Below are 15,870 nucleotides of genomic sequence, written 5' to 3'. Positions count from 1 at the left end.
GAATTCGTCGCCACTGCTTATCGCTAATCATTTTACGAGACATATGAATTTCAAAGAGAAAAATTGTATCTTAATCAGCTAATCATGGCCAATTGTCAACGCCCCCTAGTCATTGATGATCAATTGCGGTGTTATTTGGATGGGTTATGCTTTTGTACTAGTCAATGCGAATAGTTTTTAAATTCTGGCTATAATCATTAATAAAGGTGTGGAGTTAAAATTTTGCAATGGAGTGCAGATTAATGCAAGAGACATGGCAAAGCATTATTTTACGATTGAAGTATGAGCTTAAATATGTGGCGGTATTTAGTTTCTTCATTAATATTCTCATGCTGGCACTTCCGCTTTATAGCTTACAACTATTTGGAAGAGTGTTAGCGAGTGCAAGCATCGACACACTGTTAAATCTCACCTATCTCATTATTTTCTTATTAGTGACCCAAGCATGTTTGGATTTTTTTCGTAATAAACTAATGCAACAAAGTGGCTTAAAACTTGAAATGGATTTGAGTTTGTCTCTGGTGAGTCAAGCGATTAAAGATTCAGCACGAGAAGGGGGGATACATAAGCAAAGCCTGTTGGATGTTCGTGAAGTGAAAAGTTTGTTATTAACGCCTTCAACCAGTGCTATTTTTGATTTACCTTGGGTGATCGTTTTTATCTTAGTTTTGTATATGTTACACCCTTTATTGGGCATTACAGCGACCGTTGGGGCCATTGCGTTATCACTGCTCGCTTACGGGGTGAAGAGAGCGGCAATATTAACCGATAATGAGGCATCTCAAGCGGTGATCACCAGTGGCATGCAAATTAACGATATTCTACGTCATGCCAGTTCATTACAAGCCATGGGGATGGCATCGAATGTGGCGAGGCATTGGGGTAAAAGTCACAAGCATTTGCTTTTTTTACAATGGCTAGTAGCCGATAAAATCAGCATGATGTTGGTGTTAACTCGATTGGTAAGGACACTACTTCAGGTGGCCGTTATTGGGATAGGAGTGGGGTTGGTCTTAAATCAGCAATTAGGTGCGGGTGAAATTATTGCGGCGTCCATTATTCTTGGTAGGGCTTTAGCACCCATCGAGCAAGCCGTGGGTTGTTGGAAAAATTGGGAGTCAGCTTGGAGTGCTTATAAGCGGTTATTATTGTCGATAGAAAGAGCGCCTGAAATGATCAAGACAGCTCTACCTGTGCCCAAAGGTGAGTTTCATCTCGAGAATGTGATTTATAGAACTTCTCATCATCATGCCCCTATTTTACAGAATATTAGCTTCAGGCTACAAGCTGGCTTGTCTTTGGCTATTATCGGCCCAAGTGGATCGGGAAAGTCGACATTAGTTAAATTATTGATGGGTATTATTTCACCCACCGCAGGGAGAATTAAATTAGATGGTGCCTGTATTAGTCAATGGAATGCACAAGAGTTAGGGCAGTATATTGGTTTTGTCTCTCAGGATGTCGAAATTCTAGCGGGTACAGTGGCACAAAATATTTGTCGATTTTCTGATGCAGATCCTAAAGATATTATTGATGCAGCGATACAAGCTTGTGTTCATGAACTGATTATTGCCTTACCACAAGGCTATGAAACTTTATTAGGTGAGAATGGTGTGCAAATTAGCGGAGGTCAAAAACAGCGTTTGGCATTAGCCAGAGCGCTTTTTTCTAAGCCGAAAGTACTGATTTTGGATGAGCCTAATTCAAATTTAGACCCCGAAGGTGAAGTGGCCTTGGCGATTGTACTGCTAAATTGCAAAGAAAATAATATTACCGTAATGATGATCAGCCATCGGGCTGGTTTTTTAAGGCAAATGGATTGGGTTGTCTGTTTACGTGATGGTCGAATAGAGAAAGCGGGGCCAAAAGAAAAGTTTATCTCTGATATTCAAGAAATCAGTCAGCAAACTGAACATGCTGTCGAAGAGGTGGATAAGACTGAAGCAATGAAGCAATAAGGATGGCGCAATGGATAGCAATATAACTTTTAGTACTAAGAAACTGATTCAATATGGTATGGGGGTTATCATTTTGGCTATCGGTGGGTTTGTTCTATGGGCTTCATTGGTGAAAGTTGATGCCGCCGCTGTTGCTTCTGGGACGCTCGTGGTCGAAAGTCAAAGGAAGAAAATTCAGCATTTACATGGGGGGCAAGTTAAGCAAATTTTGGTAGAAGAAGGTCAAAGCGTTACAAAAGGTCAGACATTAATTGCATTAGCTGATCACCAAGTCGAGTCAAATTATCAACGTGTATTGCTTAAAGTACTTAATGCGCAAGCCCAGATCGATCGTTTGACAGCATTATTGAACAATGTTGATGAATTGATATTTTCAGGCTCATTACTTGAATATCAGCATCGGTTAGAGGTAGTGCAGTTAATGGCGATGCAATCTCTCATGTTTGAAAGGCAACAATCTGATGATGATCATGTAAAACAACAATTCGATTTTAAAAAACGTCAATTAGCGCATTCTCTTGAGGGCATTGATTTAGAAATTAAGTCAATTAAAAAGCAATTGGGCTTAGTGAGAGAAGAAGTTCGAATGAATGAAGTCCTATTAACCGATGGATATGTCTCTAAATCTCGTCACTTATCAATTCAAAGAACAGAGTCCAGTATTGAAGCTACATTAATTCAATTACATGCGAAGCAAGCCATTACTCTGGCTCAACTTGGAGAAATAGAGCACGGTTATGATAGTCATTATGATCAATCGCAACAAAAGTTGGCAGAGCATATTCAAAAACAAAGGCTGTCACGTGATGAAGCCTTACAACTTCTTGCTGCGCACACTGAAACTCGACAGCATATTAATATTACTGCTGAGCATAGCGGCATTATTGTTGCCATGACGGTACATTCTATTGGTGCTGTGATTTTGCCTGGGCAGGTCGTGATGGAGTTAGTGCCTGATTCAGATACCATCATCGTTGAAGCCTATGTGAAACCCGAAGATATCGATGTGGTGCATTCAGGCTTGTCTGCTCAAGTTAGACTGACAGCGTATGATGGGCGTAATGTTGCCCCAATAAAAGGGGAAATTATTCATGTTTCTGCTGATAGGTTTTTTGGCTTAAGCGGCAAAGAAACGGATGGTTATTTGGTTAAAGTGAGGTTAGATTCGGCACGAATGTTGGATAAGGCCATTAAGCTTCATCCTGGTATGTCTGCAGATGTGTATATTGTTTTAGCGCCTCGCACCTTATTACAATATTTACTCTCACCTCTCAGTAACTCATTTAATTTATCTTTTAGAGAAAGTTAGTCATCATTTTCAAATGGCAGTTGTGACATATTGTTGTTGATTCAAAGTTGGTCTTAAAAGGAGTTTTGCCATGAAAGCAACAGATAAAGATGATCTATTGGTGGGAACAAGCCTTGATGATGATATCGATGGTGGCAGTGGTAATGATGTCATTGATGGGCAGTCAGGAGATGACTATCTCATTGGTGGTGAAGGGAATGACAGTATATCGGGTCAAGAAGGGAAAGATTTTATTTTAGGCGATCAAATGTTGGCTGATGTCAGTACGCCAGTAACACCCGTTGTTGAAACGGCCGAAACGACCGCATGGGGAGTCGAGCAAAGTGTTTTTGACAGTGAATTAGTGTCTGACAATGCCCTAGCGCAAGTGACTGCTGATAATGCTTCTACACAAAATATTTCTGTAAATCAGTTTGTTAATAATGATGGTGGTCATTTCTCATTAAATATTCATTTGCCTGAAGATAGTCCTGCTTTAACAAATAATAATGCCTTGTCAGTGAACATTATGGGTGAAGATTTAACAGGACAAATGGTCATTGTGGCGACAGCCATGTTAAACGATCAAGGTAATGGTGTGATGCAGTTGGACTTTGAACTCTCTCCAGAGCAAATCAATCTTGATGAAGATATTCAAATACAATTACAAGCCGTTAATGTTGATCCCGATACGGTGATTGACATCAACCGAGTGGAGCTTGTGACACATAATATGTACGACGATGTGATTGAAGGGGGGGAAGGTGACGATCTTATTATGGGCCAACAAGGAGAAGATAATCTCAGTGGTGGAGAGGGAGATGATCAATTAGAAGGCGGGATCAATAACGATCAACTTTTCGGCGATGAAGGGGATGATTTATTGATGGGTGGTCAAGGAGAGGATGAACTCACGGGAGGGACTGGTGTTGATGTGCTTATGGGCGGAGATGACGCTGACAATGTCAGTGGGGGAGCCGGTGATGATATTGTGATGGGTGAACTGGGAGATGACACACTCTCTGGTGGCGAAGGAAATGATCAGCTGATAGGTGATGATGGCAATGATCAGTTGTTTGGTGATGGAGGACAGGATCAACTCTTTGGTGGGCAAGGAGATGATTTGCTGGTGGGAGGCGAAGGAAATGATTGGTTACAGGGGGATGAAGGTGCGGATATATTGAGCGGTGGTGAAGGTGATGATGTGTTAATGGCGGGTACGGGAATGGACGTACTCTCTGGAGGAGAAGGTGCAGATACACTGTTGGCGGGCCAAGGTGCCGATGTGCTTATGGGCGGAGAAGGTGCAGATACATTATTTGGTGAAGAAGGTAATGATTATCTGAAAGGTGGATTGGGTAATGATGAGCTGCATGCTGGAACGGGGGATGACATATTATTAGGGGGTGAAGGGGATGATACCCTGTTTGGTTTATCAGGACGTAATATGCTTGATGCGGGGCTTGGAAATGACACTGTTTATGGCGGGATAGATCAAGATACGATTATTGCGGGTGAAGGGGATGATTTGGTTTATGCAGAAGGGGGAGATGATCATATTTTAGGGGGAGAAGGACATGATCAACTTTATGGCGGAGAAGGTCATAATTTCATTGATGCTGGGGCAGGTGATGATGCGCTTTATGCTGGAGGTGGCGATGATCATTTAGTGGCTGGTGAAGGCGACGATCATCTTTATTCTGGCGATGGGGATAATATTATCGACGCGGGAGCGGGTGATGATTATGTCTATGCAGGTGAAGGTAAGGACACTATAGCGTCAGGTACGGGAGATGATGTTATTTATGCCGAGGGAGGACAAGACAAGATTGATGCTGGGGCGGGAGATGATCATGTTTATGCGGGAGCCGATAGTGATATTGTCGATGGAGGCAGTGGCGATGACATGCTTTTTGGTGATGAAGGTGACGATCATTTAATGGGCGGAGAAGGACAGGACACACTTTTTGGCGGAGCGGGAGAAGATAGATTGGAAGGTGGTTCAGGGGATGATGAAATCCGAGCGGGAGAAGGCAATGATGAACTCTTTTCAGGCAGTGGGAATAATCTTCTTGATGGGGGCAGTGGTGACGATATTCTCAATGCGCAAGAAGGGGATGATGTGTTATTAGGTGGCTTGGGGGATGACACCTTATTCGCTGCTGGTGGGGATGATACGATAGATGCGGGTTCTGGAGATGATGTTATTTTGGCCGGGGCGGGTGATGATTTGGCTTTTGCGGGTGGCGGTGATGATATTGTTGAAGGTGAAGAAGGAAACGATCAACTTTTTGGTGATGGCGGTAATGATGTGCTATTTGGTGGCGAAGGCGATGACCGTCTCTACGGAGGAGACAATGAAGATCGTTTAGTTGCAGGGATCGGTAATGATTTACTGGATGGCGGCGATGGCGATGATGTGCTTGAAGGTGAAGAGGGTGATGATAGGTTAATGGGTGGCGGAGGAAGTGACACTCTATATGGGGGTATTGGTGATGACATCCTATCGGGCGATGCAGGTAATGATGAACTGTTTGGTGAGGACGGAGATGATACTGTTTATGCAGGCTCTGGAGACGATAGCGTTATCGGGGGGAAAGGCGACGATCGCTTGTTTGGCGGAGAAGGAAATGATGAGCTGATCGGTGGTGAAGGCTATGATGAATTATACGGCGAAGGAGGAAATGATATTCTTCATGCCGAAGATGAGCGAGGATTGCTTTCTGGTGGGGAGGGAAATGATACTTTGTTCGGCGGCAGTGCCAATGATGAGCTTTATGGCGATGGGGGCCAAGATACGATTATTGCGGGTATGGGAGATGATTTAGTATCTGGTGGGAGCGGCGATGATGTCATTACCACCGGTGATGGTCAAGATACTGTTTTTGCTGGTAGTGGGAATGATGATATAGATACGGGGAGCGGGGATGATCGCGTCTTTGGGGAGGCGGGTGATAATATGATCAATACTGCAGATGGCACTGATGAAATATACGGTGGAGTCGATTCAGATACCGTTTATGCGGGAGACGGTTCAGATATTATTTATGGTGGGGATGGAGCCGATGAACTCCATGGTCAGGTGGGTGATGACTTTATTGATGCGGGTGTAGGCGACGATGTCATTTTCGGTGGAGAAGGAAATGACACTGCGTTTGGTAGTGATGGTGACGATGTCATCGAAGGTAATGAGGGAGAGGATGCCTTATTTGGCGGAGAAGGAGTCGATTCTCTTTTGGGAGGTGAAGGAGATGATTTACTTTTCGGCGAAGCAGGTCATGATTTGTTAGCGGGGGGGGAAGGCCAAGATCAGCTCTATGGTGGAGAGGGTAATGATACCCTGCAAGGCAATGACGGTGATGATTTATTGTATAGCGGCAGTGGTAATGACGATGTGGATGCTGGTGCAGGAGCGGATTTAGTCGATGCAGGTAGTGGGGATGACAGTGTCGATGGTGGGGCGGGTGATGATGTGTTATTGGGTGGTGAAGGTAATGATGTGCTTTCTGGTGGAGAAGGTGATGACAAATTATTTGCAGGCTCGGGTAATGACACCTTAGCGGGCGGGGAAGGGATTGATGAACTGCATGCACAAAGTGGCGATAATATATTATCGGGTGGGACGGGTGATGACAGACTCTATTCGGGGACGGGTGACGATATTTTAATGGGTGGAGAAGGTCAGGATTATCTTGAAGCGCTTGTGGGTGATAATCGACTCGAGGGTGGGTTGGGTGAGGATGAACTCGTTTCGGGAGCGGGCAGTGATGTGTTATCGGGTGGCGATGGCGATGATGTGCTTAATGCGGGCGATGGCGATAATACCCTTGCGGGGGATGCAGGCGATGATAATTTAGTCTCGGGAGCGGGCAATGATACGTTATCCGGTGGTGATGGCGATGATGTGCTTAATGCGGGCGATGGCGATAATACGCTTGCAGGTGATGCGGGCCAGGATAATTTAGTCTCGGGAGCGGGCAATGATACGTTATCCGGTGGTGATGGCGATGATGTGCTTAATGCAGGCGATGGCGATAATACGCTTGCAGGTGATGCAGGCGATGATATTCTCAGTTCAGGGAGTGGGATTGACATGCTGGAAGGTGGGCTGGGAGATGACAAATTAAGTGCGGGGGGAGGAAGTGATCTGTTGTTCGGCGGTGAAGGTCAAGATACATTAAAGGGCGGAAGTGGAAGTGATCAGTTGTTTGGTGAAAGGGGGGATGATCAATTATCGGGTGATGGGGGAAGCGATCAATTATATGGTGGCTTAGGCGATGATCAATTACTTGGCGGTGGAGGGAGCGATCAGTTATTTGGTGATGAAGGCAGTGACACGTTGAAAGGGCAATCGGGCAATGATTCGTTATTTGCAGGTGAAGGTGATGATATTCTGGATGGTGGAAGCGGTAATGATGAACTATACGCTGGTAGCGGAGATGATCATTTAGACGGAGGTACAGGCGTTGACACTTTGTTTGGCGGTGAAGGTGATGACACTATCATGTTCGATCATAGTGATTTTGGTGAGACAGTCAGTGGAGAAATGGATAATACCGAATTTCGTTACGATGGGGGAACAGGTTTTGATGTATTGGAAGTGTCAGCAATTGAAGATAATGTTATTGATATGACTGGCAGTGGGATCCAAAACGTAGAAGCATTTATTGTCGATGAGGGTATTGACGATGTACAGCTAATGTTGTCGTTAGATAAAATATACCAAGAAGGTGCTGGTGGCAATGTAGGTAATAATGCTGAGTCTGCTTCTGAGAGTAACTTTCTCGTTGTCGGCAGTGAAAATGTGACGTTATCGGGTGATCATTGGAGCCAATCAGAATCCATGCTATCAAGTCAAGAATTAGACGGCGATTTAAAAGAAAAATATGAATCTGAAGGAGTTGATATTGAACAGCTGCAAGGTTTTGTTTTTTCAAGTGAAGAAGGTGATGTGGTGATATGGAGTGATTTAGATGCGGGCAGTATTTCATTAAATGATGACAATTTAGGCTAATGATTTGTATCGCCAATAAAGCTGCATATGTTAAATGATTAATCATTAAGATCCTCTAGCACAGTATTTAATTCACTGAACGCCACTTTAAATATCGAGATGTCTTACGATATAATCCTATCTCATCATTTAACAAGTCGTAATGAGTGATCTCTTTATACAGCTTCTGTACTAGTTCTTTTGGGTTGTATGTGCAGTGTGCCTATCGGTTTTTATATTTGGTTTCATCAATGTTTTTTGATTGAGGAAGAATAAGAGTAGTTTGTTAATCTTATAATATTATTAATACTTTTATCTAGTCGTGTGTTCCTTTTATTAAAAAATGCTTATGAGTTCATAGCGTAAATATATTTTTATAAACTGTATTAGCTTGTTGAAAGGCTGATTCATTACTAGAATTTCAACAGTAAAAGGATTTATTGGTGTTGATGTTCGTAGTTATTACGCAGTCAACCAAAAGCATTTGGACTGACATTTAATATGAAGACTATTTTACTGGTTGAAGATACAAAAGTCTTACTCATGATCATTAAGAAGAAACTGACTTCTCGTGGTTATCATGTCATAACGGCGCTTAATGGTAATGAAGCACTACTAAAGCTGCAAGCGCATCCCAATATTCAAATGGTGTTGAGTGATTGGATTATGCCTGAGTGTGATGGCATTGAATTATGCCAACAGCTCAAATCTCCTCATTATGCTCGTTATATCTTTTTTGTATTATTGTCTGCCAGAGACGATCAAGATTCTATCATTGAAGGGATCAATGCTGGTGCGGATGATTTTATTGCAAAAGATACCAATATCGATGAGTTAGATGCTCGTTTGCAAGCCGGTTTTAGAACATTGGCTCTCAATAATGAGCTGGTTAAAAAAAATGCGGAATTAGATTCCGCTTATGCCACGATTAAGCAAGATTTAGCGGCGGCGGGTGAGTTTATTAAACGTTTATTACCCAATGATCCCCATTTCGCCAGAGCTGAGCTTAATTATGTATCGATACCCAGTGCACAAATTGGGGGTGACATGCTGGGCTGTATGCAGCTGGATGAAAACAATGTGGGGATTTATTTATTTGATGTAGCAGGGCACGGCGTTTCTTCCGCTTTAATGTCCTTTTCAGTTCAGCAAAGCATCAGTGTGAGTGCCGATAGTTCATCATTGGTGAGACAAAAAACAGATAAAGCCCCTTATTATAAAATAACTTCACCTTGTCAAGTTATTCAGCAATTGAATGAATTGTATTTAAGTCAAGAGGGAAGCGATCTCTATTTTACCATGGTGTACGCCATTTTAAATACCCAAACCGGCATGCTTTCTTATGCTTTTGCTGGCCATCCACCGCTGGTATGGATGCAAAATAGTAAAGATAAAGCGGTGTTTGTTGAGCAAGATAGTTATGTTGTGGGGGTGTTTGATTTTGCCGAATATACCACTCGTACAATAGAGCTAGCCGCTGGTGATAAAATCTGGCTTTATTCCGATGGGATCACCGAAGCTGAAAAAGACAGTCATCAGTTTTCTGAAGCAAGATTAAAGGAATTGATTTTTGATATACGAGAGCAGCCCACATCGATACAAGCCAATACTGTTATAAACGAAGTGAGAAGTTGGCAAGGTAAAGAGCAGTTTGATGATGATGTCAGTGTGCTGGTTTTTGAATGGAAAGGCTACCCGGAAGGAGATGAACAATGCAATACGAGCTCATTGAAGAAAACAAATACACAGTACTTCAAATAAATGAAGATCGGTTTGATGCCAAACTCGCCCCTTCATTTCGTAATGAAATCGATCTGGTGAAAGGTAATATTGCTGAGCATCTGGTGTTGGATTTAGGGCAAGTACGCTTTATGGATAGCAGTGGATTGGGCGCTGTCATGGGGGTGTATAAGTTACTTCGCAATACCAAAATCAGTATTGTCAATCCGCAAAAATCGGTTCAAGAGTTACTTAAACTGACCCGGATCGATAAATTAATTTTAAGTCATGCCACGATAGAAGATGCGACATCAAGTAAATAGAGGGATTATTGATGAAAGGAATGATACTGGCAGCAGGAAAAGGGACACGCATTAGACCTATATCACATATGATCCCTAAGCCTATGATCCCTATTTTAGGGAAGCCAGTAATGGAGTCAATGATACAACTCTTTTCTAAACATGGGATAGATAAAATAGTCATTAATACCAGTCATCTTGCTGAAAGTATAGAGAGCTATTTTGGTGATGGTCATCATTTTAATGTACAACTTTCTTATTCTTATGAGGTGGTTGAACAAGGGGGGAAGTATATTTGTCAAGCACTCGGCTCTGCGGGGGGCATGAAGAAAATTCAAGACTTTTCGGCCTTCTTTGATGCCACGTTTATTGTTGTTTGTGGTGATGCTTGGATTGATTTAGATTTAAAGCAAGCCGTTCAGCATCATAAACAATGTGGGGGATTGGCAACAATAATTACTAAAAAAGTACCATTATCTGAAGTGAGTCAATATGGTGTAGTTGTCACCGATAAGCATGGATTAGTGTCTCAATTTCAAGAAAAGCCAACAAAAGAGAAAGCCTTATCTAACCAGATAAACACAGGGATTTATATTTTTGAACCGGCTATCTTTGATTTTATTCCGTCAAATACCGAGTTTGATATTGGGGCTGATTTATTTCCTTTATTGGTTGAAAAAGAAATTGATTTTTATGCGGTTAATATGGACTTTCAATGGCTGGATGTGGGAAAGGTCAATGATATCTGGTCTGTGACCAGTGATATTTTAAAGGGCAAGGTCAAAGGTTATCCGATCCCTGGAACACAAGTTGCTTCAGGGGTGTGGGTGGGAATTAATACCGTGATTGATATTGAACAATGTCAAATCACTCCACCTGTACTCATTAGCAATGGCTGTGAAATCGGTAATGGAGCCAGCATAATCGGTCCTGCCGTTATTGGCGCAAATTGTAAGATAGATTCAAAAGCATTAGTCAGTAATACTTTAATTTGTGATTATATTCATATTGAAGATGAAGCTTATATTGCCAATAAAACCATGTTTGGTGACTATTTAATAGGTCATGATGGATATACACAATTATTAGAGAATAGTGAATATATTCATGTTCTTAAAAATCGTAATATGTCAAAATCTATTTCTAACATCGAGAAAAATGTTGAGGTTTTTACAGGGATCGCATCGCAGGGAAATCAATCTGGGATGCAACCAGTAAAATAAAAGGAAATCATATGCCTGTATTAAAGGGATTTAATCGGATATACCCAAGTAGTCTAAATACTTCTCGAGAGGTATCTGCTGATATCATCCCGTTTTGGCATGAATTAGAGTTGGCTGAAGAGCTTATTTGCCAAATGGAATTATGTTTAGTTGAAATTGTGAATAATGTCTTTGAACATTCTTATCATTCCGTTGAAGGAGATAAGCTTGAAATTGAGTCTTATTGCGAACAAGGCAATCCGACTTTAGTGGTTAAAGTGTCTGATTATGGTACGGCGATGCCGTTAGATTTATTAGACGATAAATTAACTGAAGAGTTTGTAGTTCCGGATCCAGAGGATCCAGAAACATGGACGGTTAGCAATAGAGGCTTAAGGATTTTACAAGAATTAACGGATAAGACGGAATACATCAGTGAGATTGGCCGTAATACTCTGACCTTCTTTCGTCATACCCAACCAGAAAGTGGGCTTGATAAATGAAAGGATGCTTGATTGCAGTTTCAATATACTTTGCGTTAGGTTGTTGTAATCCCCCTGTTTGGCAGTCTAATGTTCAATCATTAAATGGCACCTGGCTACTTGAGTATTCTAGCTCATCAACGGCTCCTTTTAGATCGAGTGAAATACCTGTTCCCAGTAATTGGTCTAGTTATGGTATCGAACATCATGGGGTTGCTTTCTATAGTCGTGAATTTAATCTTGATATGCTCAATAAGAATGAGCGGTTATGGTTAGTGTTTGATGCCGTGGATTACAGTGCTGATGTGAGCGTAAATGGTAAGTTACTCGCTCAACATCATGGGTATTTCTCCCCTTTTAAAACAGAGGTGACCAGCGCTGTTAGTGAGGGAATCAATCAATTAAATGTGAAGGTTACCAGCCCTATAGAGACCAATGGAGAGGATTGGTCACTGAATAAAACGTTAATTAAGGGGGTATTAAGCCATCATGATACCCGTCCTGGGAGCGCTTGGTCTGATGCGGGACAGGATAGGAATTCAGGCGGAATATGGGGAGATGTAAGCTTAATCTCTACTGGGCCTGTTGCCATATCGAGTGTGAAAGTGACGCCTAATATTATTGATTTGAAAACGGTTAAAACAGGCGGAAAGGTCGTTGTTGACTTAGACAGTTATTTTAGAGGTCAAATTAGGGTTGATTTTACTTTATTGAATGCTGAGGATAGGCTTGATAGTCAGCACAGTATGTTAGTGAATGTGACTCATAACCAACAACAAGTTCATTGGGATTTTCCTGAAAAACCTCGCGATTTATGGTGGCCGTGGGATTGGGGAAGCCCGACATTATATTCATTACAAGTATCGGTGTCGGTTGTTGATGCACTGTTTGAATTAGATAAGGTTTCCGATCAACAAAAAGTGGATATTGGTTTCAGGCAATTTCAATTCGATGAAAAACAAGCCACATTTTATGTCAATGGTGAGGCTTATTTTATTAGAGGAACGAATTATATCGCCAGTCAATGGTTAGGGGATATGACCTTTGATGATTATGAACAAGACATTTTATTCATGCAACAGGCTAATATTAATAGTGTTAGGGTTCATGCCCATGTGACCGGAAAGCACTTTTATCAATTAGCAGATCGGTATGGGATGATTGTCTGGCAAGACTTTCCTTTGCAATGGGGTTATTTAGATGATCCTAATTTTACTAAAGAAGCGGTTAGGCAAACTAAGGTTATGACCGATATGCTGTTTAACCATGCGTCAATTGCCATTTGGTGTGGCCATAATGAACCGCCTTGGGATGCCGTTTGGATGGCGCAGCAATATAAAAGTTATCAAGCCGAGCATAATCAAAAACTAACGGAAGCAGTTTATCAGCAGTTATTAAAAACACAGGATGCACGTATTGTTAGAAAAGCATCATTCACTCGAGAGCATCCTTGGTTTGGGTGGTATTGGGGACGGTATCAGTTTTATAGAGATAAACCCCTTGCCCCCATAGTCAGTGAATTTGGTGCTCAAGCGTTACCCAGCCTGAGCTTGATGAAACAGATCTTATCCAATTCCACTCAACCCAATTCAACACGATGGCCGTTGACATTTGATGATATCAACTTACTTAAATACCATAATTATCAACCAGAACAAACGTTGAATATTGCACAAATAGAGATGGGTAATAGCCTGAAGGAGTTTGTCAGTCATTCGCAACGTTACCAAGCCAATGTAATTAAATATGCCAGTGAAAGTTTACGTCTACGCAGACAGACTGATATTGCTGCTATTTATCAATTTATGTTTGTTGATAGTTGGCCTTCTATTACTTGGTCTGTTTTAGACTATCAACGTCATCCCAAAGCGGGATTTGATACGATGCAGCAAGCCTATCAAATTTTGTTACCTGTGGTTGAGGCGTTACCGAATGTGCAGACTAAATCAATGGCCGTTGCACTGATCAATGACAGTCGCGTTAGTTATCACAATGCCTCAGTGTGGTTAGTTGATGAAACGACACAAATGCCGCTACTGCAAGTTAATGTCAATATCAAACCTAATGGAATGACACGTATTAAGCTGCCAATCTCCAGGCTGAAAGTTGAAAAGTTCTCTCTCATTGTTAAAGATCCCTCAGGTAAAGTCTTATCAATAAATGAATATAATACCGAGCAATTAGAGCGAGAATTACTATGAGTATAAAATGGGGGGGATGTGTTTGGTGTTTTTGTTTATTACTTCCGTTTGATCATTATGCAAGTGAAGTCGTCTCTGACGTCGATATAGTGGTAAATCAACTAGGTTATCCACGGTTAGCAAAAAAGAGGGCTTATTGGATCAATGCCTCAACGACTCAAGTGAAATTGATTGATATGGAAACGGGGAGGACAAAACAATTCCCCGTGAAGATAAATCGCTTACGCTTAGATCAGAAACGGACGGTTTCAACCGTTGACTTTAGCCGATTGACGCAAGTAGGTTGGTATCGTTTTCAAGCAGGGAAACAATTATCAGCGCCTTTTCAGATTAACGATGATGTTTATAACCCATTATTGTACCGATTAATTAGAGCATTATATTTACAACGTTCTGGTGTTGAAATTGAAGATAGAGAAACGGGAGTGTCTCGCCCCCCGAGTCATATTCATGATGGATTGATCTATCGTGCCGATAGCTTTCATATGAAGAATGAATGGGTTGATGTTAATGGGGGTTGGTATGATGCCGGCGATTTTGGCAAATATGTGGCGACGACAACGATTACCATTGCCCATTTACTGGAAGCTTATCGACAAGTACCGTCTTTATTTCATTCAGTAGCCTTTCAGCCTGAAGAGTTAAAAAAGAGTCAGTTACCTTATGTGTTGCAAGAGGCGAGGATCGGTCTGCATTGGTTGGAAAAAATGCAACGCAGTGATGGTGCTGTCTATCGCAAAGTATCAGGGCAGCATTGGCCTAAAGTCACCGGCCCATGGAATGATCCTCAACTTCGTTATATTTACGGTGTGAGCAGCGCCGATACGGCTAAATTTGCTGCAACAATGGCTTTTGCTAGTCGTATATATGCAGCATTTGATACCACTGAGGCTAAACGTTATTTGAATGCAGCGATACGTGCTTGGGGATATTTGGCCCGCACACCGAAGCAATTCATTGATTGGAAGAAAGAGGATGATAGTGGTTCTGGGGCTTATATGAGTAATGTTCATGATACGGAGACCAGTTTATTAACGGATGTTGATGATAGATTATGGGCCTTGGCTGAGCTGTATCTGGCAACGAAAAATGAGCAATATAAGACGATCTTTCTAGCGCTTTACACCCCTGAATACCTTGATATATTTGAATGGAAAAATCCCGCGTTAATGGGCATTTGGCATCTTATTCTTTCTAAAAAGAAAGCGTTTACTTTTTTACAAAATGATTTACATGCCAAAGCGGCAGAGTATGCACAAATTGCCCAATCGCAGCCCTTTTTTGTGGCGAATGACCGTTTTATTTGGGGGTCAAATAAGATGGCTGCTGAGGCTGGATTGTTATTGGCTTGGTCATCTCAATTAGCACAATCATTAAACCATTCGTTTAAATATTGGCAATATAGTCAATCGCAACTAGATTACTTATTGGGTGCCAATGCGTTTAATTTAAGTTTTGTAACCGGTTTTGGCAGTCTTTCCGTTAAGCATATTCATCATTTATATCAAAATGCCAGTGGCGTTAATTTACCTGGTTTTTTGGTGGGAGGCCCAAATGAACATGCTCAAGCGGGGATCGCGCCAAAAGGTTTAGGTATGTTGAGCTATGTTGATAATGAAAAATCTTATGCGGTCAATGAATTTGCCATTGATTATAACGCCAGCTTGATTGGTCTATTAGCGGTGTATTATGCAGCTTTTAAAGAACGGTAATATGGAGAAGTAA

Annotated in this window: 9 protein-coding genes; all 9 read left to right on the top strand. The window is 41.7% G+C overall.

Translation table 11 applies throughout. The annotated features are described in order from the left end of the window. Positions 1-242 precede the first annotated feature (242 nt). Positions 243-1,958 carry a type I secretion system permease/ATPase gene (locus tag L2764_RS12405; RefSeq protein WP_248940571.1) on the top strand — a complete coding sequence of 572 codons (1,716 nt, stop codon included), beginning with the start codon at positions 243-245 and terminating at the stop codon, positions 1,956-1,958. A gap of 10 nt (positions 1,959-1,968) precedes the next feature. After that, positions 1,969-3,267 (top strand): HlyD family type I secretion periplasmic adaptor subunit, encoded by a 1,299-nt coding sequence (locus L2764_RS12400; RefSeq protein ID WP_248940570.1) that lies wholly within the window; start codon positions 1,969-1,971, stop codon positions 3,265-3,267. A gap of 70 nt (positions 3,268-3,337) precedes the next feature. Then, positions 3,338-8,260: a calcium-binding protein gene (locus tag L2764_RS12395; protein ID WP_248940569.1), complete on the top strand. Its 4,923-nt coding sequence runs from the start codon at positions 3,338-3,340 to the stop codon at positions 8,258-8,260. 480 nt (positions 8,261-8,740) lie between these two features. Next, positions 8,741-10,000 carry a PP2C family protein-serine/threonine phosphatase gene (locus L2764_RS12390; protein ID WP_248940568.1) on the top strand — a complete coding sequence of 420 codons (1,260 nt, stop codon included), beginning with the start codon at positions 8,741-8,743 and terminating at the stop codon, positions 9,998-10,000. Next, positions 9,952-10,281, top strand: coding sequence for an STAS domain-containing protein (locus tag L2764_RS12385; protein WP_248940567.1), 330 nt, complete (start codon positions 9,952-9,954; stop codon positions 10,279-10,281). The genes L2764_RS12390 and L2764_RS12385 overlap by 49 nt, the downstream gene beginning before the upstream one ends. Positions 10,282-10,292: 11 nt before the next feature. Next, entirely contained in the window at positions 10,293-11,483 is a 1,191-nt protein-coding gene (locus tag L2764_RS12380; protein WP_248940566.1) for a nucleotidyltransferase family protein, read from the top strand. A gap of 11 nt (positions 11,484-11,494) precedes the next feature. Further along, positions 11,495-11,965, top strand: a complete 471-nt coding sequence (locus L2764_RS12375) for an ATP-binding protein (protein ID WP_248940565.1) — start codon at positions 11,495-11,497, stop codon at positions 11,963-11,965. Further along, the gene (locus L2764_RS12370) at positions 11,962-14,145 is read left to right on the top strand and encodes a glycoside hydrolase family 2 protein (RefSeq protein WP_248940564.1); all 2,184 of its coding nucleotides are present in this window, start codon (positions 11,962-11,964) and stop codon (positions 14,143-14,145) included. Before L2764_RS12375 ends, L2764_RS12370 begins: the two co-directional genes overlap by 4 nt. Further along, a complete protein-coding gene (locus L2764_RS12365; protein WP_248940563.1) occupies positions 14,142-15,857 on the top strand; it encodes a glycoside hydrolase family 9 protein in 1,716 nt (571 codons plus the stop codon). The genes L2764_RS12370 and L2764_RS12365 overlap by 4 nt, the downstream gene beginning before the upstream one ends. The last annotated feature ends 13 nt before the right edge of the window (positions 15,858-15,870 follow it).

Origin of the sequence: Shewanella surugensis (genome assembly GCF_023284005.1) — a bacterium.
In the GTDB taxonomy this organism is placed as follows: domain Bacteria; phylum Pseudomonadota; class Gammaproteobacteria; order Enterobacterales; family Shewanellaceae; genus Shewanella; species Shewanella surugensis.
Note: the sequence above shows the minus strand (reverse complement) of the source record. Positions and strands in the feature narration are given on the sequence as shown.